Annotated in this window: 23 protein-coding genes; 10 read left to right on the forward strand and 13 right to left on the reverse strand. The window is 39.4% G+C overall.

Going from position 1 to position 24,434, the window contains the following annotated elements; genetic code table 11:
* Positions 1-418: 418 nt before the first annotated feature.
* The 3 genes from SOLCA_RS19500 to SOLCA_RS19510 all read left to right on the forward strand — a co-directional run bounded on the left by SOLCA_RS19500 (position 419) and on the right by SOLCA_RS19510 (position 3,928).
* Positions 419-2,545 (forward strand): M3 family metallopeptidase, encoded by a 2,127-nt coding sequence (locus SOLCA_RS19500; RefSeq protein WP_014682197.1) that lies wholly within the window; start codon positions 419-421, stop codon positions 2,543-2,545.
* Between the two features lie 314 nt (positions 2,546-2,859).
* Positions 2,860-3,462, forward strand: coding sequence for an LA_2272 family surface repeat-containing protein (locus SOLCA_RS19505; protein WP_014682198.1), 603 nt, complete (start codon positions 2,860-2,862; stop codon positions 3,460-3,462).
* A 103-nt stretch (positions 3,463-3,565) separates the two neighbouring features.
* Complete coding sequence (locus SOLCA_RS19510; protein WP_014682199.1) at positions 3,566-3,928, forward strand: DUF4180 domain-containing protein; 363 nt, start codon at positions 3,566-3,568, stop codon at positions 3,926-3,928.
* A 100-nt stretch (positions 3,929-4,028) separates the two neighbouring features.
* On the opposite strand, the gene gltX is transcribed toward SOLCA_RS19510, so the two are convergent.
* Positions 4,029-5,543, reverse strand: a complete 1,515-nt coding sequence (gene gltX / locus SOLCA_RS19515) for a glutamate--tRNA ligase (protein WP_014682200.1) — start codon at positions 5,541-5,543, stop codon at positions 4,029-4,031.
* A 325-nt stretch (positions 5,544-5,868) separates the two neighbouring features.
* Here gltX and SOLCA_RS19520 point away from each other — a divergent pair, with 325 nt between their 5' ends.
* The 4 genes from SOLCA_RS19520 (at position 5,869) to SOLCA_RS19535 (ending at position 9,594) form a co-directional block, all read left to right on the forward strand.
* The gene (locus tag SOLCA_RS19520; RefSeq protein WP_014682201.1) at positions 5,869-7,044 is read left to right on the forward strand and encodes a sensor histidine kinase; all 1,176 of its coding nucleotides are present in this window, start codon (positions 5,869-5,871) and stop codon (positions 7,042-7,044) included.
* A gap of 47 nt (positions 7,045-7,091) precedes the next feature.
* Positions 7,092-7,514, forward strand: coding sequence for a tRNA (adenosine(37)-N6)-threonylcarbamoyltransferase complex ATPase subunit type 1 TsaE (tsaE, locus tag SOLCA_RS19525; RefSeq protein ID WP_014682202.1), 423 nt, complete (start codon positions 7,092-7,094; stop codon positions 7,512-7,514).
* A 129-nt stretch (positions 7,515-7,643) separates the two neighbouring features.
* Entirely contained in the window at positions 7,644-8,870 is a 1,227-nt protein-coding gene (locus SOLCA_RS19530; protein WP_174270029.1) for an alanine dehydrogenase, read from the forward strand.
* 10 nt (positions 8,871-8,880) lie between these two features.
* Complete coding sequence (locus SOLCA_RS19535; RefSeq protein ID WP_014682204.1) at positions 8,881-9,594, forward strand: M15 family metallopeptidase; 714 nt, start codon at positions 8,881-8,883, stop codon at positions 9,592-9,594.
* Here SOLCA_RS19535 and SOLCA_RS19540 read toward each other — a convergent pair.
* The gene (locus SOLCA_RS19540; protein WP_014682205.1) at positions 9,577-10,632 is read right to left on the reverse strand and encodes an aminotransferase class I/II-fold pyridoxal phosphate-dependent enzyme; all 1,056 of its coding nucleotides are present in this window, start codon (positions 10,630-10,632) and stop codon (positions 9,577-9,579) included. The genes SOLCA_RS19535 and SOLCA_RS19540 overlap by 18 nt on opposite strands.
* Positions 10,633-11,490: 858 nt before the next feature.
* Here SOLCA_RS19540 and SOLCA_RS19545 point away from each other — a divergent pair.
* Entirely contained in the window at positions 11,491-13,032 is a 1,542-nt protein-coding gene (locus tag SOLCA_RS19545) for a YifB family Mg chelatase-like AAA ATPase (protein ID WP_014682206.1), read from the forward strand.
* Between the two features lie 232 nt (positions 13,033-13,264).
* Here SOLCA_RS19545 and SOLCA_RS19550 read toward each other — a convergent pair whose 3' ends face one another.
* The 8 genes from SOLCA_RS19550 to SOLCA_RS19580 form a co-directional block, all read right to left on the reverse strand.
* Positions 13,265-14,263 carry an NADP-dependent oxidoreductase gene (locus tag SOLCA_RS19550; RefSeq protein ID WP_014682207.1) on the reverse strand — a complete coding sequence of 333 codons (999 nt, stop codon included), beginning with the start codon at positions 14,261-14,263 and terminating at the stop codon, positions 13,265-13,267.
* An 8-nt stretch (positions 14,264-14,271) separates the two neighbouring features.
* Positions 14,272-14,700, reverse strand: a complete 429-nt coding sequence (locus SOLCA_RS19555) for an organic hydroperoxide resistance protein (protein WP_014682208.1) — start codon at positions 14,698-14,700, stop codon at positions 14,272-14,274.
* Positions 14,701-14,708: 8 nt separating this feature from the next.
* The gene (locus SOLCA_RS19560) at positions 14,709-15,377 is read right to left on the reverse strand and encodes a type 1 glutamine amidotransferase domain-containing protein (protein ID WP_245536729.1); all 669 of its coding nucleotides are present in this window, start codon (positions 15,375-15,377) and stop codon (positions 14,709-14,711) included.
* A 24-nt stretch (positions 15,378-15,401) separates the two neighbouring features.
* Positions 15,402-15,830, reverse strand: coding sequence for a MarR family winged helix-turn-helix transcriptional regulator (locus SOLCA_RS19565; protein WP_014682210.1), 429 nt, complete (start codon positions 15,828-15,830; stop codon positions 15,402-15,404).
* A 156-nt stretch (positions 15,831-15,986) separates the two neighbouring features.
* On the reverse strand, positions 15,987-17,030 hold the full coding sequence (locus SOLCA_RS19570; protein WP_014682211.1) for an NAD(P)-dependent alcohol dehydrogenase: 1,044 nt from the start codon (positions 17,028-17,030) through the stop codon (positions 15,987-15,989).
* A gap of 24 nt (positions 17,031-17,054) precedes the next feature.
* Positions 17,055-18,299, reverse strand: coding sequence for a formylglycine-generating enzyme family protein (locus tag SOLCA_RS19575; protein WP_245536730.1), 1,245 nt, complete (start codon positions 18,297-18,299; stop codon positions 17,055-17,057).
* A 23-nt stretch (positions 18,300-18,322) separates the two neighbouring features.
* A complete protein-coding gene (locus SOLCA_RS23295; RefSeq protein WP_014682213.1) occupies positions 18,323-18,499 on the reverse strand; it encodes a hypothetical protein in 177 nt (58 codons plus the stop codon).
* Between the two features lie 13 nt (positions 18,500-18,512).
* Positions 18,513-19,373 (reverse strand): VOC family protein, encoded by an 861-nt coding sequence (locus SOLCA_RS19580; protein WP_014682214.1) that lies wholly within the window; start codon positions 19,371-19,373, stop codon positions 18,513-18,515.
* Between the two features lie 245 nt (positions 19,374-19,618).
* On the opposite strand from SOLCA_RS19580, the gene aspT reads away from it, so the two are divergent.
* Positions 19,619-21,307: an aspartate-alanine antiporter gene (gene aspT, locus SOLCA_RS19585; protein WP_014682215.1), complete on the forward strand. Its 1,689-nt coding sequence runs from the start codon at positions 19,619-19,621 to the stop codon at positions 21,305-21,307.
* Between the two features lie 49 nt (positions 21,308-21,356).
* Entirely contained in the window at positions 21,357-21,806 is a 450-nt protein-coding gene (locus SOLCA_RS19590) for a GNAT family N-acetyltransferase (protein ID WP_014682216.1), read from the forward strand.
* 53 nt (positions 21,807-21,859) lie between these two features.
* Here the strand turns inward: SOLCA_RS19590 and SOLCA_RS23300 are convergent, their stop codons facing one another.
* The 3 genes from SOLCA_RS23300 to SOLCA_RS19600 all read right to left on the reverse strand — a co-directional run bounded on the left by SOLCA_RS23300 (position 21,860) and on the right by SOLCA_RS19600 (position 24,288).
* Positions 21,860-22,207 carry a hypothetical protein gene (locus SOLCA_RS23300; RefSeq protein ID WP_157604608.1) on the reverse strand — a complete coding sequence of 116 codons (348 nt, stop codon included), beginning with the start codon at positions 22,205-22,207 and terminating at the stop codon, positions 21,860-21,862.
* A 288-nt stretch (positions 22,208-22,495) separates the two neighbouring features.
* Positions 22,496-23,218, reverse strand: coding sequence for a DUF2490 domain-containing protein (locus SOLCA_RS19595; protein WP_157604609.1), 723 nt, complete (start codon positions 23,216-23,218; stop codon positions 22,496-22,498).
* A 5-nt stretch (positions 23,219-23,223) separates the two neighbouring features.
* Positions 23,224-24,288 (reverse strand): hypothetical protein, encoded by a 1,065-nt coding sequence (locus SOLCA_RS19600; protein WP_014682218.1) that lies wholly within the window; start codon positions 24,286-24,288, stop codon positions 23,224-23,226.
* Positions 24,289-24,434: the final 146 nt, after the last annotated feature.

Raw genomic sequence — 24,434 nt, forward strand, 5'->3', positions numbered from 1 at the left:
ATGTCGAAAGATAATGAATCAAAAACGCCAATAAGAATCGATAATGTAAAATAGCCGGCAGACTAAAATGAAGGTCATGAAACCTTACAATAACAGCCAACGTCTGCAGGAATTTTACATATCGACCTTATATTTCTCAAATTTTGAAAACCTATGATTGCTTGGAAGACAATCTAAATTGTTTTTCTGATCAGGTAATGTAGAGGAGGTAGCATTGCTGATGTAAAAACTAAGACATTTAACTTCTGATGCCCATAGAAGTTACCGGGAAATAGGATTTTTTTAAATAACATTTATAACTCCCTGAATCTTAGTATTGAAAAATGAGACTAACGTAACATTTCCTTGATGATGACAGGAAATATAAAGAATGCATTTATTTTTCGGCTTCTTCACTATTAACTAAAGAAGCTGTATAATGAATTTAAAGAGACAATTACCTGCTATGATAATGGTATGTGGAATGTTAGTGGCTGTGGAGGATAAAGCTTTTGCTCAAAATGCTAATCCTTTACTAAGTGATTACAAAACACCATTTGGTGTACCCGATTTTGAAAAAATCAAACCGGAGCATTTTATGCCTGCTTTTGAAGAAGGTATGAAATTGCAACAGCAACGTATTGCTGCAATTACAATGCAACGTTCTGTTCCGACTTTTGAGAATACAATTTCCGCGCTAGAGGGTAGTGGCGAGGCACTGGGTAAAGTATCGACGGTGTTTTTTAATCTTACTTCGGCCAATACAAATGCCGAAATTGAAAAGATCTCCCAACAAATTGCTCCTAAGTTATCACAACATAGTGATGATATTTACCTGAATGCAGAACTGTTTAAACGTGTTAAGACCGTTTATGATAACAGATCGAAGGCTAAACTAACTCCGGAGCAAACCCGCCTACTGGAAAAAACATACAAAGCATTTGTGCGTAGCGGCGCAAATCTAGATTTGGCTAAGCAAACAAAAATGCGCGAGATCAATAAAGAGCTATCCGTGTTAACAGTTAAGTTCGGTCAGAATTTATTAAAAGAGACTAACGGATTTGAGTTAATTATTGATAACAAGGAAGATCTCGCTGGTTTACCAGAGTCAGCGATTGCCGCTGCTGCTCAATCGGCAAAAGGAGCTGGTAAAGAAGGAAAGTGGCGATTTACTTTACACAATCCCAGTGTGATGCCATTCTTACAATATGCTGATAACCGCCAGTTGCGTAAGAAAATGTACAATGCGTACATCAATCGTTGTAATAACAACAATGAGCTTGATAACAAAGAAGTGCTTTCAAAGATCGTTTCGCTACGCGCTGATAAAGCTTCATTATTAGGTTACAGTGATCATGCATCATACGTTTTGGAAGAAACAATGGCTAAATCTCCGGATAAAGCTTATGAGTTGTTGAATGGTCTATGGCAGTCTGCTCTTCCTGTTGCAAAACGCGAAGCAAGCGAAATGCAATCGTTAATGAACCGCACCAATCCAGGACAACAATTGGAGGCTTGGGACTGGAGTTATTATGCTGATAAAGTACGTAAGGATAAGTACAATTTCAATGCTGAAGAAATGCGTCCGTACTTCAAACTTGAAAACGTTCGTGAAGGTATTTTTGAAGTTACCAGAAGGTTATACGGTTTAAGTTTTACAGAGATTAAAGACATTCCTAAATATCATCAGGATGTTATTGCATATGAGGTAAAAGAAGTAAATGGTCGTCATGTAGGTGTTTTCTATATGGACTTTTTCCCTCGTGCATCTAAACGCAGTGGTGCATGGATGACTTCGTATCGCAAACAAGCGATAAAAGACGGTAAAATGATCAGTCCTGTTGTTTCAATTGTTTGCAATTTCTCACAACCAACAACAGACAAGCCTGCATTATTAACCGCTGATGAGGTAGAAACTTTCTTCCACGAGTTCGGACATGCATTACACGGGTTACTTTCAAATGTGAAATTCGAGAGTTTATCAGGAACCTCAGTGCCACGAGACTTCGTTGAGCTTCCATCACAAATAATGGAAAACTGGGCGTTTGAACCGGAAGTATTGGGCTTCTATGCTAAACATTACCAAACTGGTGAATTGATCCCTACAGCATTGGTTGAGAAAATGAAAAAAGCTTCTAAATTCAATCAGGGGTTTGCTACAGTAGAATACTTGGCAGCGTCATTGTTGGATATGGGTTATCATACTACGCCTGCCGGAAAACAAATCAACACCACTGCATTTGAGAAAGAGCAAATGGACAAAATCGGTTTAATCGGACAGATTGCACCACGTTACCGCAGTACTTACTTCCAACATATTTTCTCAGGAGGATATTCAGCGGGCTATTACAGCTATATATGGTCTGAAGTGTTAGATAGCGATGCTTTTGCCGCATTTAAAGAAACAGGAAACCTGTTTGATCCTAAAACGGCTGCCTCATTCCGTAAGAACGTTTTAGAGAAAGGCGGAACCGAAGATCCGATGACACTTTACAAATCATTCAGAGGCGCTGAGCCTAATGTGAAGTATTTGTTGGAGAAACGCGGGTTGGATAAGGCGTTGTAGGGTTAGTTAACTCCACTGCAAAATAGTTGAAAAATAAAATATAATTTTAAGCAGTAGTAAGCATCGGTTTACTACTGCTTTTGTTTTTATACAACCAAGGGTTTGACAATTGAACGCTAAAGCTGATCTTTTGTCTCAATCACTATTATATTAGAAGATAATTACAGTTTTTGGGAAAGTAGAGTATAATAAAATGTATCTAAATGAATTGAGCGAAAGCTCTTATGAGTAACAAAGGAGTAAGAGTAAACATTATTCTTTGACAATTTCTACTATTTCATATGGCTTGAAGCAGCTAACCTCAAATCATTCCTATGCGAATTACATTAACCGTTTTTTTAGTATCGCTGACATTGTTGGTCCATGGGCAACAAAAGAAAACCTATTTTCCTGCCTGGACCTTTCAGCAAAAGAATATAAATATCTATGGTGTTTCAGCGGGTTTGTGGAACTTTACGAATGATCCACAAAATACATCCAGCAACGGCCTTCGTTTTTCGCTAATTGGCGAAGGCATTGTGGTAGCCTTAGCTCCCCGAAGTCCGATCGCAGAGAGTGACAATTTGTTCCAATCTATTATAGATGAACCCATTTCGGAGCGAGTTAATGGCATTAGTTTACCCGGAACAGGTAATGCTGGCAGCTATGAAATTAATGGAGTTGCCATAGGTTTAGTTGGGCATCTGCATAACAGCGTCAATGGAATATCTGTTGCTGCGATGATAAATGCGGCGCAGCGGCACAATGGTATTCAAACCACATTATTTATGAATCAATGCTATCAAATGAATGGAATTCAGGTGGGTATTTTTAATACCAGCAAAAAGACACGAGGCTTTCAAATAGGTCTTTGGAATGTAAATGAAAGAAGAAAACTTCCGCTAATTAACTGGAATTTTGGCAGTAAAAATAGTTAACGTGTATATGAAAATCCTTTTAGATGTGGAATGGAGAAAGCTCTGAATATTTTATAAGGCAAATAACACAATAACAACAATTCTGTAAAAACTTATATCAACTATGAATATCCAAACTCATTTAATAAATAATACGAAGGTTGCAGAAGTGATTTCGGATGAAATGATTATTAGGACAGCTGAAGACGGTCTCGGTTTGTTAGGAGATATTTATTATCAGGGTTTTGATAATCTGATTATCTATGACCGAAATATTACGGTCGATTTTTTTGACTTGAAGAACCGGATAGCCGGAGAAATTCTTCAAAAGTTCTCCAATTACCGCGTTCGACTGGCTATAGTTGGAGATTTTACTAATTATTCAGGAAAAAGCATTAGGGATTTTATATTCGAAAGTAATAAAATGGGACATATTAATTTTGTGAGCTCTCTTTCTGAAGCATTGGCCAAACTTTCAAAAAGATAATAGAAAACCATGTGGGAAGACTTATTGTTTTATCCAATTTGGCTAAATCATAGGTAACCGTTAACAAAAAGGGACTTTTATATAAAAGTCCCTTTTTGTTTTATTGCAACTGCCCTAAAGCAATTCTAATCCTTTCAATCGTCTCTTCTTTGCCGATCATCTCAGCAATATCAAAAACTGCTGGTCCGAATTTACCACCCACCAACATAATCCGTAAAGGAAGCATAATCTCCCCCACTTTCAATCCTTTTTCAGCACCTAATGCTTTAAATTCATTTTCAAGATCAGTTGCGTTCCATGATGGGGTTTGAGAGAATGCTGCGATCAAATCATTAAAGAAAGCTGTTTTTTCATCATTCCATTTCGGTTTTACAGAGTCAATATCTAATTCGTGCGGACGGCGGAAAAAGAACGAAGCTTGTTGCCAAAAATCAGGTAAAAGCACGCAACGATCTTTTATCAATGCAATCACTTTATTTAGATAAGTCTCATCAGTTACATTGATGCCGTTTGATTCTAATACCGATAATACGTGTGGGCGTAAGGTTTCGGTATCAGTCTTTTTGATCCACTCAGCATTGAACCATTTAGCTTTTTCGAAATCGAATTTTGCCCCGGCTTTGCTAACGCGTTCGATAGAGAATTTTTGGATCATTTCATCAAGCGTAAATAACTCCTGGTCCGTTCCGTCATTCCAACCCAACATCACCAATAAATTGATAAAAGCTTCTGGCAAGAAACCCAATTCACGGAATCCTTTGGTTAGATCACCGGATTTTGGATCTGTCCAGTTCATCGCATACACAGGGAATCCTAAACGATCACCATCGCGTTTGCTTAGTTTACCATTTCCATCAGGTTTTAAGATAAGCGGTAAGTGAGCCCACTCAGGCATCTCATTTTCCCAACCTAAATATTTCCACAACAAAATATGGATTGGCGCAGATGGCAACCATTCTTCACCACGGAAAGCGTGCGAGATTTTCATTAGATAATCATCCACTACAACCGCTAAGTGATAAGTTGGCATACCATCAGCTTTCAAAAGCACTTTATCATCAACGAGGTTAGTATCGAAACTTACTTCACCACGAATCATATCGGTAAACGTTACGGTTTCATCGGCAGGCATTTTTATCCGCACCACATGAGGAATGCCTTGTTCGATCAATGATTTCGTTTCATCAGCCGAAAGCGAAATTGAGTTACGCATTTCCTGGCGAAAAGTATGTCCATATTGAAAATTTGGAATAGCTTCACGTTTAGCCGTTAACTCTTCAGGGGTATCAAAAGCATAATAAGCGAAACCGGCATTTACCAGCTGCTCTGCATACTGACGATACATTGGTTTACGTTCGCTTTGGCGATATGGAGTATAGGGGCCACCCAGTTGCGGACTCTCATCCGGATTTAGGCCGCACCATTTCAAACACTCAACAATATATTCTTCAGCACCAGGAACGTAACGGGTTTGGTCAGTATCTTCAATACGCAACACAAACTCACCACCATGATGCTTTGCAAACAAATAATTAAATAATACGGTACGAACACCTCCGAGGTGCAAACCTCCGGTAGGGCTTGGTGCAAAACGAACTCGAACTTTATTAGCCATAATTTTTTAGAAGGATAAATGGATTGAACATCTGCGTCTTAACCTGATTAGGAAGATGGTGTTCTTTTTCCAGATCGGCGCAAATATACCTTATTTTACAATCTTGTCGTTTTATAAATAACACGCTGTGTTTTTAGCAAGGTGATCATGCTTAAAATTGCATTAAGCTCAATGCAATTAATTCTAAAATTGTACATTTAAAATCACCATGTGTAATAATTTATAAAAATTAAATGAATGTTAGCTTGTGACTGCTTGATGACCATAAAAAAACAAACTAACTTTCAGAAAAATTGTATTTGACTCTGTATTGCCGTCGATGAGAATGGATGTTTATGCGCAAAAAAGGCGCTGGAAATTGTTATTGTTAATATTTGCGTTGTCTATAGGTGCTATCTCACTAGTTTATACTAATTATCTCGTGAGTTTGATGGCAGAAAGCGAACGTAGAAATGCAGAATTGTGGGCATTAAGTACCAAACTTAAAATTGAAGTGGAAGATGAGCATTTCCTGGATTTCCTAACCGACGTACAAAATAAGTATACACAAATCCCTGCTATACTTACAGATTCTAAGAATCAAATCCTTTCTTATAAAGGTCTTGATTCCTTAAAGACAAATATTTCTACGGATAAAAGCCGAACCTATGATCCGGTTTACTTTAAGGAACAGTTGGAAATTATGAAGGATCAACATCCTCCTATTATAGTGAAGGTGGGCTCTGATGATGCTTTTTATGTGTATTATAAAGACTCACAATTGCTTAATTCAATCAAGTATTTTCCATACCGTCAGTTAACAGGTATTGCAGTGTTCTTGATTCTGGCATACCTGGCCTTTAGTTCATCCCGTCGATCCGAGCAAAACCAGGTTTGGGTAGGTATGGCAAAAGAGACGGCGCATCAATTAGGTACGCCTATTTCATCAATGATGGCCTGGATTGAAATATTGAAAGACAAATACGGTGAAAAGGATGCAGAATTGTTGGAAGAAATGGAGAGTGATGTTGGTCGGCTAGAGGTTATTGCCGAACGTTTTTCTAAAATTGGGTCGGCCCCGGTACTTGAAAAGCATAATGTAAAAGATGTAGTCAGAAATTATATTGATTATTTAGAGAAACGAATATCTAAGAAAATCAGTTTTAAAGTTACCGGAGAACCTGTAGCAGCAGAATTAAGCGTTCCGTTGTTCGAATGGGTAATTGAGAATCTTTGTAAAAACGCAGTAAATGCCATTGGTACCAATGAAGGTGAGATTACGTTAAATGTCTCTCAGAATAAAACACACGTGTATGTGGATGTTTCAGATACGGGTACTGGTATCCCTAAATCAAAATTTGAAACCGTGTTTCAGCCTGGTTATACAACCCGGAAACGAGGTTGGGGCTTGGGACTTTCACTTACGCGTCGTATTGTAGAGAATTACCACAAAGGTCAGGTATATGTTAAAGATTCTGAATTAGGAAAAGGAACAACATTCAGAGTAGTTCTGAATGGATAAGTTGCTGCTCAAATAGTATTTTTGCTGCCTGTAAATGCAAATTGACCATGGAAGTTATTGTAGAGAATATTGATGGACTTTCTGATGCCGCACAAAAACTGATCGAGTTTGCTGCTGACGATCGTGTTATAATTTTTAATGGTGATTTAGGAGCAGGCAAAACTACTTTTATTAAAGCTGTATGTAAAGTATTAGGCGTTGAAGAAGTGGTTTCCAGTCCTACTTTTTCATTGGTGAATCAGTATGAAACGGATGGTCCTGTGATTTATCATTTCGATTTTTACAGGTTAAAAAATGAAATGGAAGCTTTTGATATGGGCTATGAAGAATATTTCTATAGCGGGAGTTATTGTTTTGTTGAATGGCCTTCAAAAATCCCTAACCTACTTCCTGAGCATTATACTGAAGTAATTATTGCAGAGGCCGAAAACGGACATCGAAATATTCGCCTTGTTAAGCATATAAATTAGTTTAATTGAACACGAACAAATTTCTGATATAAAGGTTTAAAAGAAGAGCAATACTTTAAAGAATGCACATCCTTGAAGTAATTTTTTTGCTATTTTTGAAAAACACGGTATTATCCACACGTATTATTAATGAGTTCTACAACCATGCAGGGGTTTAGTGAAGTAGCCAAGCAGGCGCTGATGCAGCCACAAGAATCATTGTTGAAGCTTAAGCATAAAAAACGCGAGCTTGTTATTGCCATTCCTAAAGAAACTTATTTCCAGGAAAAACGGATCGCAATAACACCATCTTCCGTTGAAGTATTAGTAAACAATGGTCATGATGTGCATGTTGAAGCCGGAGCTGGCGAAGGTGCCCGTTTTTCTGACAAGAAATACAGTGAGGCTGGCGCAAAAATCATTTACGATCGTAAAGAGTTGTATCAGTCGGATATCATCATGAAGGTGGCTCCTCCATCAATGTCTGAGATAGAGCTCATGAAACCCGGACAAACTCTCATTTCAGCCCTTAATCTTGCTAATTTAAAAGAAGATGCCATCAAAGCATTAATGCATAAGAAAATTAATGCATTAGGCTATGAATACCTGAAGGATGACGATGGCAGTTTTATGGTGGTGCGTTCAATGAGTGAAATTGTAGGGAATACCGCTATTTTAATAGCCGCTGAATATTTGAGCAATAGCAAGCATGGAAAGGGAATGATGTTTGGAGGCGTGACAGGGATACCTTCTACAGAGGTCGTTATTCTCGGCGCAGGAACAGTTGCCGAATTTGCAGCTCGTGCAGCTTTGGCTCTAGGTTGTGAAGTTAAAGTTTTTGATGACTCCTTATATCGCTTACGCCGTTTGCAAGGTGCACTAAGTCAACGCATTTTCACTTCTGTTATTCAACCCAAAGTACTGCTAAAAGCATTAAAAACCTGTGATGTGGCTATTGGTGCCATTCGCGCAAAGAACGGTCAGGTTCCATGTGTGGTAAGCGAAGAAATGGTGGCCCAAATGCCTGCAGACTCAGTGATTATTGATGTAAGTATTGATCAGGGCGGATGTTTTGAAACCTCAAAGGTTACAAATCATGACACCCCGGTTTTTATGAAAAACAACGTAATTCATTATTGTGTTCCAAATATTGCTTCCCGGGTAGCCCGAACAGCCTCTTATGCACTTACCAATATTTTTACACCTATTTTGTTAGATATTGGTGATCATGGAGGGATAAAAAATATGCTGTGGAATAAAACGGGCGTTAGACACGGTGTTTATGTTTACCAAGGACATTTAACAAATAAATACCTGGGCGATCAGTTTAATATTCCTTATAAGGATCTTGATTTATTGGTTGCCGCACAGGTTTAATCTTCTTCGAATGAATAAAAGACACTACACCTTTTTTCTTGCACTCAGCTTCTTGTCTTTCCATGCATTTAGCCAGATGGCTAAGCCGAATAAATATGGACTGAAGATAGTTTCGGATGTTGAAAGCTATAAAGGACAAGTAAAACTGGATTCGAATAAAACGTTGGTAGAGATCAATAAATATATTCCCAATGTTGCCCTCGATATACGTTATGCAACAACAAAAAATTTCATGGGCGAGCAAATGTATGCTTCTGCCGCCGCGTTTACCCGTTTACCTGTTGTTAGAGCATTACAAAAAGTGCAAAAGGAGTTAAATGAAAAAGGTTTGGGTTTGAAAATATTTGATGGTTATCGACCTTATACTGTAACTGTCGCCTTTTATGAAAAGCAAAAAGATTCAGTTTTCGTTGCTGCACCTTGGAAAGGTTCGCGTCATAACAGAGGTTGTGCAATCGATCTTACTATCATCAATTTAAAAAATGGTAAAGAACTCAAAATGCCAACGGGCTTTGATGACTTCACCACAAAAGCCTATGCTGATTCTCCCAATGCTTCTAAAAAGGAAATAGCCAATAGGGAATTGCTAAAATCAGTAATGTCTAAAAATGGTTTTACCGTTTATAAAGAAGAGTGGTGGCATTATGATTTCAATAATTGGAAAGACTATGACCTTACCGACATCAGTTTTGAAGAACTTTATCGGTTACAAGTAAGTCAGTAATGCATTTGCCAACTGCTCTACATCTTCTTTAGTGTGTGTACTGTTTAATACAACACGAGTTACCGGTTCACTTTGAGGAGTTGGGTAAGGAAATGACGACAACAGGATATGATGATGAAGCAGTTTTTCTGTGATCCCGTTGTTGTTAATGTTAAAAACCGGAAGTCCTTCAGAAGTGATTGTTTTCTTCAATGAATCAATCAGGATAGCAAAATGAGTCCTTATCGTTCTTAATTTTTGCCTCTCGTCTTCATAGATCGATTGCGCATTTACAAATGCATGTAAATAAGCAGGTACAAGCGGAGAGCCTCCAACAAACACCCCATCAGATTTAATTTTATTGACCCGATTCTCACTGCCGGCTATAATGCCGCCCGGTAATCCAAGTGCTTTTCCCATCGATGAAACCATGATCCGCTCGATGGTAGGTGATTTTGGAAGTTGCGGCCAATGACCTGCCCCTTGTTCTCCTATTAATCCGAATCCATGTGAATCATCAATTACTATAATTAGTCGTAGGTCGTTAGGCAAGTTTTGCAACCAACTTAAATCATAGCGTTTGGCTTGCAGAATATCAATAGTGTTAAGAAAAATAACAGCTTCCGGAAACTTGTGCGATTTTAACTCTTTTAACACATGATCGGTCCAGTGTTCATAGGTCTGAATCCGCGATTGGTAATTTAATGGCCTTAAAGCCGGATGTATTCCGGGAGAAATGAATAAATGTGCATGATCTTCAAACTGTCGTAATACCAGTTGTCCGGCCAGCATACCCGAAGAAACAGTTAAGGCTGAGTCGCTACCGACCATTTCTGCAAGCTTAGCTTCTGCTTCTTCATAAATGTCGAAAACCACATTCCCGTTTCTGGAGCTCCCATAATTGGTTCCAAAACGTTCGAACCCTTCCATTAGTAACTTCCTGAAAACTTCGTTCTGAGGAATGCCTAAATAGGCAGTTCCCGCGAAAACAAGAAACTCTTCATTGTTTCGTAAAACAGTACGTCCTGTATGAGATGAAATAATTAGTTTTTCCGGCATCAGCCTAAAGATAGTAGTAATGTGTTAAGTTGGAAATAGATGGGTTGAAATTAGGTATTAATTACCTTCAAGGTGCGTGTAAATCAGATGTTCCTATTTGGACAATAGATCGGCAACTCCCGCATTATAGATAGTAGCAATGTGTTAGGCTGGGAAATCGATGGTTGAAAATAGTTGCCAGTTCAATAAGATGTCCCGATAGGGACAATAGATCGGTAAAAATATCTTGTTCCCCTTATGTCTATAGCCCTGTTAAGGGCTAAACAATTGCTGGAAGTTTTGCACCTGACGGCGCAAAAGCTGTTTTATAATCGCTGAATTACCGACTTTTTACTCCGATGGAGTATTCATTTTATAACCGACGACTTTGGTTGGTTAACATTTAAAAACCTTTACTATAAAACCTCAACTAATTGTGACGAAAAATTCCCGATCATTTATAGAACGACCGGGAACTTACTTCTAAAGATCCAATCGCCATAAAGCAATTCAGATCCTTACTCTCTCATTTTTATTTAACGACTAATTGATATAAAGGTTGTTATGAAAAAAAAGTATGTATTGTAGAAGGCTCAAACTATGGAGTATTCGCGCTTTAATGGGTAGTGAGGGGATCTAATGAGAAGTATGTTTAACCAAGTGAAATGAATTTCCGAATATATAAATACTACTTGTTAGTTAATTCCTATCTAAAAGGCTTAAAGGTAATTTCTTCAGGAATCATTATAACGATTTCATAGCTCACTAAGAAAAATAGTAGTAAGAATTTCTCCTTCCATCTCCTAACAAACCCTTCCGAAAAACAGTATAATTCATTTGGGTTAACCGTTGTTAGACATTTAAGGAATTTAAACAGCTATGCTTGTAAAAACATTTGGCAGCGCCGTGTACGGTGTTCAGGCCATAACCATTACTGTTGAAGTAAACGTTACTGCCGGTACTAAATATTTCATCGTCGGTCTACCTGATAATGCAGTAAAGGAAAGCTATCAGCGTATCGAAGCGGCTTTAAAGAATACAGACTTTCACCTGCCACGCATGAAAATCGTGGTAAACATGGCTCCGGCAGATATTAAAAAGGAAGGATCCGCTTATGATCTCACTATTGCTGCCGGAATTTTAGCAGCTTCGGGACAGATTGTTGACGTAGAAAATGTGGGTCGTTACATTATTATGGGTGAATTGTCATTGGATGGAGGATTACAACCAATAAGAGGAGCGTTACCCATCGCTATTCAGGCTCGGGAAGAAGGCTTTAAGGGGATTATACTTCCCAAACAAAATGCACGAGAGGCTGCGATTGTAAGTGATTTGGATGTTTATGGTGTAGAATCAATAAAAGAGGTGGTCGAACTTTTAAATGGAAATTCGACGCTAGAACCTGTAAAAGTCAATACGCGCGAAGAATTTTATAAAAACATCAATAACTATGAGTTTGACTTTGCCGATGTTAAAGGGCAGGAAAATATAAAGCGAGCCTTGGAAATTGCTGCAGCTGGTGGTCATAACCTGATTCTGATTGGTCCACCGGGGGCAGGGAAAACAATGCTGGCTAAACGATTGCCTACGATTCTTCCTCCTTTAAATCTTCATGAAGCGTTAGAAACAACCAAAATTCATTCTGTGGCCGGAAAGCTTTCTGCTAGTGATGCCTTGTTGACAATTCGTCCTTTCCGATCTCCTCATCATACTGTTTCTGATGTAGCATTGGTTGGAGGAGGCGGAAATCCTCAGCCGGGTGAAATTTCTCTGGCTCATAATGGTGTTTTGTTTCTGGATGAACTGCCGGAGTTTAAGCGAACGGTGTTGGAGGTAATGCGACAGCCGCTGGAAGAGCGTCGAGTAACTATCTCTCGTGCTAGAATTTCCGTGGAGTATCCGGCCAGTTTTATGCTGGTAGCGTCTATGAATCCTTGTCCTTGTGGTTTTTATAATCATCCGGAAAAAGAATGCGTTTGTGCACCGGGAGTGGTGCAGAAATACCTGAGTAAAATATCAGGACCCTTACTCGATCGTATTGATATTCATGTAGAGGTAACTCCGGTTGCATTCCATGAGCTTTCGGCTGAGCGTTTATCCGAGAAAAGTGAAGTGATTCGTAATCGTGTAATTGTGGCGCGCGACTTACAGCAAAGGCGTTATGAAGACAAAAAAGAGGTGTATTGTAATGCCCAGATGAGCTCAAAGATGGTAAGGGATCTTTGTAAGATCAATGAAGAAGGTCTACAGCTATTAAAAACAGCGATGGAGCGTTTAGGTTTATCGGCGCGTGCTTATGATCGTATTTTAAAAGTAGCCCGTACAATTGCAGATCTTTCAGATACAGAAAACATTGAAGTGGAGCACCTGGCCGAAGCAATTAATTTCAGAAGCCTGGATCGGGAAGGCTGGGCCGGATAACAAAAAATGGAAGAGCATATAGTTACGCTCTTCCTTTCCTTCTGTTTAGTTGGATGCTGATTTTTTTGAATTATAATGCTTGAAGACCTTCCTAAGCACGAATACGATTACAAAAAGCCAAAAAGCGGCGTGTAAGGTAGTCCAGATAACTAACATGGAAGATGGCGATTCTATACTCATAAGTAAATAATAATTGAAGTGCTCAAAATTAATAAATACTTAATGATTAAGATCACGCTTTAACAATCATTTTGCCGGTATTGTTGCCTGAAAATAAGCCCAACAATGCTGCTGGTAATTGATCAAATCCTTCTACGATTGTCTCGGTATACTTTAGTTTTCCCGTCTTCACCCATTCCGCTAATTGTACTATCCCTTCTTTAAAGCGACTTGCATAATTACCAACAATAAATCCTTGCATCAGCACACTACGGGTTAGTAAAAAAGGTTGAATACGAGGACCAAGAGCTACCTCAGTATTGTTATACAGCGCAATTTGACCGCAAAGAGGAATTCTTGCATGAAAGTTCAGCTGTTGAATAACCGCGTCAGAAATTTCTCCGCCCACATTATCGAAGTAAATATCGACTCCATTGGGAGTAGCATGCGCAATTGCTGCGCTTAGATCAGTTGTTGCTTTGTAATCAACAACTGCATCAAAACCGAACTCATTTAAGAGCATATTCGTCTTTTCCGGTCCGCCTGCAATGCCTACTACACGGCAACCCTGTATTTTGGCGATCTGTCCGACCAAAATTCCTACAGCTCCGGCTGCTCCTGAAACCACCACTGTTTCTCCAGCCTTCGGTTTACCTATGTCCATCAATCCGAAAAAAGCAGTTAATCCAGGCATCCCCAGAATACCCAGGTAGTAACTTGCAGGAGCTAAGTTGGTATCTATTTTTTTTAAATCTTTAGCCTTGGCAATTATGGTTGTTGACCACGGTAGGTAACCTAAAACAACATCTCCTTTGGCAAATTCCGGAGAGGTACTTTGTACTACTTCCGCTACTATCCCTCCATGTATTGGTTGGTCGACTTCGTATGGTGCAGCGTATGATTTTGCTGCACTCATTCTTCCCCTCATATAAGGGTCAACAGAATAATAAAGGCCTTTTAATAAAACCTCTTCGTTCTGTAAGTCAGGGAGTGTTATTTCTTCGGTTCGGAATGTCTCTACGGTTGGCATTCCTTTGGGGCGAGCTGCCAAAACGATTTGTCGAGCGTTCATAATTAAGATTAATTGTTTGAAACGTTTAATTCAACTGTGATATTTCCTCGGGTAGCATTTGAATAAGGGCAAACCTGGTGCGCCTTTTCTACGAGATTTTTTGCAAGCTCTTCACTTACCCCTGGAACATTTACGTGTAGAATTACGCCTAGGCCATATCCTTCTGCTTCATTTTTACCAATGCTCACATGTGCAGTAACGTTGGTTGGGCCGGCTATTTCTACTTTCGCCATTCGTATAACAAGACTTAATGCACTATCAAAACAAGCCGCATAGCCTGCAGCAAATAATTGTTCAGGGTTGGTGTACTCTCCTCCCGAACCACCTAATTCTTTCGGAGTTCTTACCTCAAGGTCGAGCACATTGTCTGATGAGGTTACTTTACCATTTCTTCCGCCGGTTGCAAAGGCTGTTGCTGTATATAAAGGCTTAATCATGTTTAAATTTATTTGTTGATTGTGTTTAATAATTCTTTAGCGGTAATTTCTGAGGATGCAGGGTTTTGACCTGTAATTAATAATCCATCTTTGATCATGAAAGGGGCGAAATCTTCCTTTTTTGAATAATTGGCTCCCAGGTTTTTCAACTCAGTTTCAAGTAAAAATGGAACTACTTTGGTAAGGCCAACCAGCTCTTCTTCTGTATTGCTGAAGCTGGTAAGGTTTTTACCCTTTACAATTGCATGGCCATCTTTATCCCTGAGAGGAATCAAACCGGCTACTCCATGACAAACAGAGCCGATTGGTTTTTGAGCGTTATAAAAATCCTCCAGTAATAACCTTAATTCATAGTTGTCTGAAAGGTCCCACATTGGCCCATGTCCGCCCGGTAAAAATGCAGCATCAAAATCTTTCGCTTTTACATCTTCAATCTTGACAGACTTGGCAAGTTGTAACAAAGCCTCACGATCATTGCTGAATCTTTTTGACATTTCTGTTTCTGAAGAAGCATCTTCGCTCTTTGGATCAAGAGGTACCTGCCCACCTTTTGGAGAAGCGATAGTTATTTCAGCTCCTGCATCCTTAAAGATGTAATAAGGAGCAGCAAGTTCTTCCAGCCAAACACCTGTTTGGTGGCCAGTATTTCCCAATTCGCTATGGGAGGTTGTGATCATTAATACTTTAAGAGAGCCCATAATTTATACGTCTTTTAGTTTATTTAAGAGTTTGATTATTTGCGAACGTGTAACCACTATATCTTCATCAGAAAGACTGAGGCTGCATTGGAGTTTATTCGGAACCTCGACGGCTTTTTCTTGCAATTTTTTTCCATCCGGAGTTAACGAAATAAGTACGATTCGTTCATCTTCAGCACTTCTTTTTCTTGACACAATTTTCTTTTGTTCTAATCTTTTTAAAAGAGGAGTCAGCGTTCCGGAGTCGAGCATCAGGTGATCCCCTAATTCTTTAACAGATAATGTTTGATGTTCCCATAACAAAAGCATGACCAGGTACTGCGGGTAAGTTAAATCCAGTTCATCTAATAATGGTTTATAGTGTGCTGTTACTTTTCGTGATAACGCATATAGTGGAAAACAAAGCTGGTTTTCTAACTTCAGAAAGTCCATAGTTTTAATTTGATGATGCAAAATTAAATTGTGCACAATTTAATTGCAAATAAAACCTGTCATTAAAATGTAAGTTTTTGTTGATTGAATTGGTTAATAATAGAAAAAGCACCCTTGAGTATATTTAAGGGTGCTTTTCAGAATATTAAATACTGCTTAAAGAGTTGCCATGTCAATAACAAAGCGATAATGAACATCCCCTTTGAGCATTCGTTCGTAAGCTTCGTTAATATCTTTCATAGCGATAACTTCTACATCAGACATAATGTTATGCTCCGCACAGTAATCCAGCATTTCTTGTGTTTCCGGAATGCCTCCGATTAATGAACCGGCAAGTCGGCGACGTTTTGCAATAAGGTTAAATGCCGCTATTTGCGGAGCTTCAGGAGGAACCCCCAATAAAACCATAGTTCCATCTAAACGCAATAAGTTCAGATAAACATTCAGATCGGTAGGTGCCGAAACAGTGTTAATAATCAGATCAAAATAATTATTAACGGAGGCTAATGAATCTTCGTCTTTGGTAACCACAAATTTATGAGCTCCCAAGTCTTTCGCGTCTTTTTCTTTAGAAGGAGAAGTGCTTAATACGGTGACTTCGGCTCCCATAGAAGCAGCCAGTTTAACTGCCATATGTCCTAATCCTCCAAGTCCGACAACCCCCACTCTTTCACCTTTGCGCACTTTCCATTGACGTAATGGAGAATACGTTGTAATTCCGGCACATAATAAAGGAGCAACACGTTTAAGGTCTAACTTTTCGGAGATGCGTAATACAAAACCTTCGTCGACAACAATTTGATTTGAATAGCCACCATAGGTTGGTGTTTTCATATCCATTTCAACACTGTTATACGTGCCAACCCAATGTACCTCACAATATTGTTCTAATCCTTGGACACAGCTAGTGCATGTCCTGCATGAGTCGACCAGACAGCCAACGCCGGCAAGATCTCCTGCTTTGAAGTTCTTAACATGCTCTCCAACTTTAATAACTTTTCCGACGATTTCATGCCCGGGAACCATTGGAAAGATAGATCCTCCCCATTCATCACGAACCTGGTGAATATCAGAATGGCAAACACCACAGTATTGAATTTCGATTATCACATCGTGCGGACCCGCTTCACGACGCTGGAAATTAAACGGAGCTAAAGGAGCTTTCGCTTGGGCAGCTGCGTACCCTTTTACTTGAATCATATTTTTAGCGATTTATTAGATGATTTACTTGAGGTCTTTAACACACCGTAAGCCCACATGGTTTGAGGCAGAGCGAAATTCTCCTTTCCCTCTTGTTCCGACCATATAACGGGTGCAGTATTGATCGGTACAAAGAAATGAGCCTCCACGTTGTACTTTTTTCTTTTCGTTGGGTTCCATCGGGTCAAATGCTGAATCAGGACCTTGTGGGTTGCGAGCAACATCTCTATGGGCAAGTTCTTCATAATAATCGGGGCGATACCAATCTTCACACCATTCCCAAACATTTCCGGCAATATCATATAGTCCGTAAGTGCTGGCAGAAAATTGTTTAATGGGAGCGATACCCACAAAGCCATCTTTTCCTTCGTCACTTACGGGAAATTTGCCCTGGAAAATATTGGCCATCCATTTTCCGTCCGGTTTAAACTGATTTCCCCATGCATACATCTTTCCAAAGTCGCCTCCACGTGCTGCGAATTCCCACTCTGCTTCTGTTGGCAAGCGTTTACCCGCCCATTTTGCATAGGCCTGTGCATCTTCCCATGCAATATGTACAACCGGATAATTGTCTTTCCCCTGGATGTTACTTTGTGGACCGAGCGGATGTTTCCAATCAGCACCTTTTACATATTGCCACCATTGATAGTGGTCGTTCAGTGAAACATCATGATCCGGCGGTGTAAATACAACTGATCCGGCAACAAGATTTTCTTCAGGCGCGCCTGGAAATTCTTCTCTTGTTGGTTTTCGTTCGGCAATGGTAATGTAGCCGGTTGCTTTTACAAAAGCTGTAAATTCGGCATTAGTCACTTCGGTTTCATCCATGTAAAAACCATCCACATAGACACGATGGATAGGCCTGGCATCATTCATATTTTGTTGGCCGCCGTTTTCCATCCCGACAGGGTTAACCCCTCCCATGCTGAACTCGCCTCCAGGAATGAAAACCATTCCTTTAGGAGTAGGCCCTTTAGGTTTTACTGTATTTACCTTTGATTCATAAAATTCTTTTCCACCACCTTCCATATATAAAGCACTATCCACAGGAAAGAGTCCGTTGGAGGTACAGGAAACTATGCCATCAACTTTTCCATTGACAAATAATTGGGAGGTTTGAGAACTCTTCGCCTTATTGCATGAAACGAAAAAGAGGACTGCGGGAACTGCTGAAAACAGAAGTAAATAGTTTTTGTGATACATGTAGGGAGCATTTTTTATAAGCGTTAAATTATGAATAAGTTGACTGTTTTGAAACCTGTTTTTCATAATAAAATAATAACGCCACTCGATTACCAAACATGCCCTCCGTACATTCCTACATTGATGGACGGCGTAACCATTGGTCCGTAAGGACCGCCAGCAAAGTTGACACCGTAACCAACCCCTACTGACATTCCTGAACAGGCGGTTAAAAAAAAGATAACAAATCCAATTACCACTATTTTTAAGAATGCTGATTTTTTCATTTGGAAAGCGATTTTAGTTTAAAGGTGTAAATTCTTGTAAAACGATTGGTGCCCGTGAGGGATCAAGTATAATAGCCACCGTACTGTTTCGAATGGTTGGAGAAGGTGTAAGCATAATAGTTGCCCCGGCAGCTTTGGCTTTATCTACCATTGCAGAAACGTTTTCTACCCTAATATAGGGCATCCAATGGGTACGAACATCTTTACTGGGGTTCTTTAATAAAGCAGCGTAGATCATTCCGTCTTTTTTAAAGGCCGTGAAAGGAACAGACGAATCCTTTATTTCTTCGGCCTCATAGCCAATCACTTGTTTATAGAAACTTTTGGATGCTTCAGGGTTATTGGTCCAGAGCTCCATTCCCAACCAGTCATTAATTTCGGGAGATTTGATAAGTGGATCGCCTCCCGTGGCGCGCATATAGGCTAATATACCACCTTGTGGATCTGCGACCAACGCCATTTTTCCTCTCCCATCAATATCTTTTACACCTCTTAAAACTTTGCCACCATTTGAAGTTGTTAGGTTAACTGCTTTTGCAACATCGGAAACCGACATTGATGCAACCCATTCTCCAGATGTGACCTTTACGTCTTTAGGTATAGGAAAGATTCCTCCGATTGTATTTCCGGATCTTTTAATAAGGGTATATTCTGTATCTCCTGATCCAGAAGTTTCGAAAGTCCAGCCAAAAACAGCGCCATAAAATTGTTTAGCCTTTGCAACATCGGGAGTTACCAGATCGTGCCAGACAAAACGTCCGGGAGTGTAAAGATTGGTAGGTTCTTTTGAAATGGGTGGTAAGGAATGCTGCGAATGACAGCCAAACAGGCAACCGCAAAGAAAAGTAAGGATAAGAGAGCGTGATAATAGCATTTAAATAAAAGTTAAGAGATTGTATGTTATTGAATTTAACAATTATCTATTAAAAATTAACAGAAAAGAAAAAAGAATAGCACTCTTTATTGAAAATTGAATGAATAGATTTTTAGCACGGAAAAATTAACTTCAATCGCATTAACATTTGCAAATTTTACCTTAAATTAAAGTCAGCATAGGCTCTACTCTTTACGCTCATTCATCCGGTACCTATCATCGCCTATAAATTATTCGAACTTTTTATGGAAACATTACAGCACATTATTAAACAAGCTCCTGAGTTTGCGGTATTTTTTTCGTTGGCGTTGGGCCATGCAGTCGGGCGTATTAAGATTGGCAGTTTTAGTCTGGGTGCGGTTGCCAGTACGTTAATTTTTGCCTTACTGATCGGGCAGCTTGGAGTAACTCTTTCTCCTGTTTTTAAGGCAGCATGTTTTGCCTTATTTGTTTATTCAATAGGGTTTAAGAGTGGCCCTGAGTTTTTCGGAAGTCTAAATCGAGGAACGGTTAAGTTGCTGATACTTGCGGTAGTGGTCTGCGTTACCGGGTTAATTCTGGTCATTGGTATTGGACATGCACTGCACCTCAATAAAGGCTTGGCTGCAGGTCTGGCCGCCGGCGCATTAACTGAATCTGCAACGATGGGTACCGCCTCAGATGCCATTAATCGTTTAGGGCTAAGTGCGGATGAAACTCAAAATCTGAGTTCAAACATGGCGGTGGCTTTCGCCATAACCTATGTGTTAGGAACCATAACAGTGATCATCTTTCTGCGAAATATTGCTCCATTGTTGCTAAAAGTTAATTTAAAACAGGCTGCTAAGGAGTTGGAGGAATCATTGTCAGGTGATCAGGGAAAAGAAATATCCGGAAGTATTAATCCCTATTCCCCGGTTATTGCCAGGGCGTATAAACTCGTTTTTATTCCGGATAGTGTAAAGACCACTGGTGATATTGAGCAATTATTAGGCGACCGGACTTCTGTATTTAGAATTGTTCATGAAGGGAAAATTATTGATGCGGATCGTAGTACCCCTGTTGTTAAAGGCGATATTGTTGCTTTGATGGGAAATTACACCACTATTATGAATGCAGAACATATCATTGGGCCCGAAATCAACCATCCGGAAGCTTTAAGATTTACCGGAAAGATAGTTAAGGTAGTTCTGACTAATAATAAATACCATAATAGAAGTATTAAGGAGATTGCTGAAGGTGCTGATCCGCATGAGTTACGTGGGGTTTTTCTGGTAAGCATAAAACGTCAGGATAATGATTTGCCCATGTTTCCATATACTCAATTGCGTCGTGGTGATGTAATTCAGTTGATGGGTGATGAAGAACAGGTTGACAGAATTTCCGAACGAGTAGGGTATGTGGAAAAATCCAGCGAAAAAAGTGATTTGGTAATGCTTACTGCGGGTATTGTAGCTGGAATTTTAGTTGGGTTATTATCTGTTGACGTAGGTGGTGTGCCAATTACATTAGGTGTTGGTGGAGGATGTTTGGTTTCCGGATTGTTTTTTGGTTGGCTACGATCTAAATATCCGGTTTTTGGTAGCTTACCGGGAGCCGCACAGTGGGTACTGGCAGAGTTTGGACTAAGTGCTTTTGCTGCCGTGGTCGGATTGTCTGCCGGTCCTGATGCAATTGATGCTTTGCATAAATCGGGCCCTGTGTTAATTATTTTAGGAATTCTTGTCGCGCTTGTACCTCAAATGGTCGGGCTTTTCGTTGGACATAAATTTCTGAAGCTTAATCCAGTGATTTTATTGGGAGGCCTATGTGGAAGTCAAACGGTGGCAGCCGCACTTTCAGCAATTTCGGATGAAGCGGAAAGCACGACTCCGGTTTTGGGTTTTACAGTTACCTATGCAATCGGGAATGTATTGTTGGCTATCTGGGGGCCAATAATTGTGAACCTTGTTTAGGCAAAAAAGATTATACTTGACAATTCATTTATGCATTGAAAAAATCCCTATGGTTATCAGAAGAATTGAAAGTGCTGAATATAAAATAGTAGTTCCCCTTTTTAATAAGTATAGGGTGTTTTACGAACAGCCATCCGATATTGATCGCGCCGACCGGTTTATAAAAGAACGGATGGAAAATAATGAGTCGGTCATTTTTGTTGCTTTTGACGGTGATGATCCTGTAGGTTTTACGCAACTTTATCCAAGCTTTTCATCTGTACGGACTATACGTAATTATATTCTGAATGATTTGTATGTGGATGAATTTAACCGTAAAGGTGGTGTAGGGCGATCTTTAATACATGCGGCAATCGCATTTGCCCGACAACACCATGCAAAGGTACTTACATTGGAAACCGCAGTTGATAATTACAATGCGCAACAATTATACGAGAAAATTGGTTTTGAACGTCAAAGCGAATCTGATGGTTTTTATTTGTATGCCTACACACTCTAATTAATCTTTCCGGTTTTCACCTTTATGTTTGGATGATAGGTAAATCCGGAATGTTAAACCAATAGCGCTGAGTTCGCCAATACTGGGCTGGTTAGCAAATTGGAAGAGGTAGTAAACTTCAAAGTCGGTCTCCAACGGTTATGATCAGCATCTGCAAAATCAAGGAAATATTCTCTATATAAGTAAGAAGAAAAAGTGAGGTATTCCGTATGGAAATCTTTGCTGAACCTTACCCGTGGTCGATAGCGTGGTTCAACGTCTCCATTATTTATCGACCAATCGAAACTGTTTCTGATTTCTGTTTCTATTCTCCACTTTAATGGAAAATAGTAATCACCTTGAGTTACAATAGTGTGCTCTCTAAAAGTATCAGTTGAATTGGGAGTATTTACTCCGAACAAATAGCCAAATCTGATTCTTAGTGTTCGTTCCCTTAATGAATCAGCTTTTGTAACTTACCCTTAAAATTTTGTAAGTAACCCTGCTTTTCCTTCGGTATAATAACTCCTGTTAAGCCGTGTTGCTGATTGTGCATGCAACCTGAAATGGGGATTAAAGCTGTAAAATAGCTTAGCTTCGGGCCATACCTCTTGTGTGGAAACAGCTTCCTGTGTTAGTAAATATAATGGCTCAAATGTTATCACTAGTATGAAAATAAGTTTTCTGGCCCATAATTGTAAATAATTACATCACTTGTTCTTTTTATTTACAGCATGGAAGTAAGCTTTTAGTACAAGTCCAATGGCGTTTACTTTTCCAACATCAGGTGAGTTTTTAAACTGATATAAGTAATACCATTCAAAATTTAGGTTCCGGCTAACCCTGATCTCGGCTCCTCCGCAGAGTCTCCATCTATTAATGTTGGGTTTCCCGAAATTCAAGAAATATTCGCCATATAGGTAGGCATTAAATGTTAGGTAGTGGGTTTTGCAGTCGCGCTCTATTGTTAAGCGAGGCCGGTAACGTGGCAAAAATTCGCCGTCTCTGATACGCCAGTCGATTCGGTTCTTGGCCGTAATCAGTAATTGGTAAGACAATGGAAAAGCATGGATGGTTTCAGTTAGCAGGGTGTGCTCCTTAAAAGGATCTTCGGCACTGGGTGGTGTAGTCCCATACATATAACCCACTCGAACACGCAATAAACGATTTTTTAAACTGTCGTATTTACCGAGTGCTCTTTTAGCTTGATAAGGTTTAAAATAATCGAGGTGGATACCAAATGCCCCATCAGAGTAATAAGATTTTTCAACCTTAGTACCAGATATCATCGTAAATAAGCGGTATTTTGAATTAAAGGAATAAAAAGCATTCAACTCAGGCCATACCTCTTCACTGGGGGGAATTTCGTCTTGCGCTAAAACTACCTGAGTAACAAACAGCAGAAAGAAAATAGCGATCGCAAGAAATTTCATCAGCATTATTTAGGGATCTCATTTTTTCCTGAGGCTATATTTCGGCCTTTTATACCAAATCGATAGCCAACAGAAAGCATGAATTGTTGTTTTCTATAAGCACCACCAGCTTCACCTCTAAACTGCCAACGCTTATTTAATTGCCATTGAGCCCCTAATGAAACATGCCATGGAGTAGCAAGGCTTTTGCTAAAGTGATAGCGAACATATCCGTTTTCAATATTGTTTGCAGCATTATCAAATCCTTCGCTTAATTTGGTATACATATTTTCGTAGAGCTTTTGTTGCGCGGGTGACAAATTATTATACCAGGTATCTAATTGTGTGCTAAATTCTTCAAATTTGCTTCCCGTTAGTCCTAATTCTGAAAAGGATATCTGACCATCGGTTTCATTGAATATTTTTTGATTTTGCGTAGCTACCCAAAATGCGATGTTTTGCTGTGGATGTTTATTAAAATTAAAGGTGCGACCAAATCTTATACCTGCTACGCGGGTTTTTACAGGATGATCCAATAGGTCAAGATCTGTCCATGCAAAGTTGATATCTGAAGTTATCCAGTATTTCCCAATGCCACCGGCCAGCATCAACCCGAAACCATAATATTGGCCCGGATTGCTGGTTGTAGTAGAATATTGAATTGGCTCAGCAAGGGCTACGCTGGTATTTCCGTTCATGGTACCTGCGAGGAAATAAACATTCAAAAACGGGAAAATATAAGTGTCAAATCTGAAATTGGTTACAATGCCTTCACCCGTTACATGGTCAAAAACCACAATTGAATCAATATTTGTCAAGTCTGTGGTATTAAACCCCACAGAAAGGTCGGAGAGTTCAATATCTTGTTTGGTATAAATAGAGTTAAGCATTACTCCATGAGGAAGAATTATATCAAATCCCTTTTTCTGAGCTTTTGCCCCTAAGGCCGGAAATACAAAGGGATACTTTACATTTTTTAAACTGTCGAGGTATTTTTCGCGTTCACTTTTTTTAGGAGGAACAGTAGTGTATTGTGCTCTGGCAGAAATGCAAATAAGAATAAAAGAGAGTAGTAAGAGCGTTTTTTTCATGAGCGTATGATTCTTTGGTAGTTATTGGTACATAGTATATAGTTAGTGTCGAGAATAAATTATTAGTCTGAATTATGAAAACGAAGCGGTTTTCAATATTAAGTTAGTATAAATTAAGCGATTAAACAACGGGTATGCCTTAGGTT

This window comes from Solitalea canadensis DSM 3403 (assembly GCF_000242635.2).
GTDB classification, from domain to species: domain Bacteria; phylum Bacteroidota; class Bacteroidia; order Sphingobacteriales; family Sphingobacteriaceae; genus Solitalea; species Solitalea canadensis.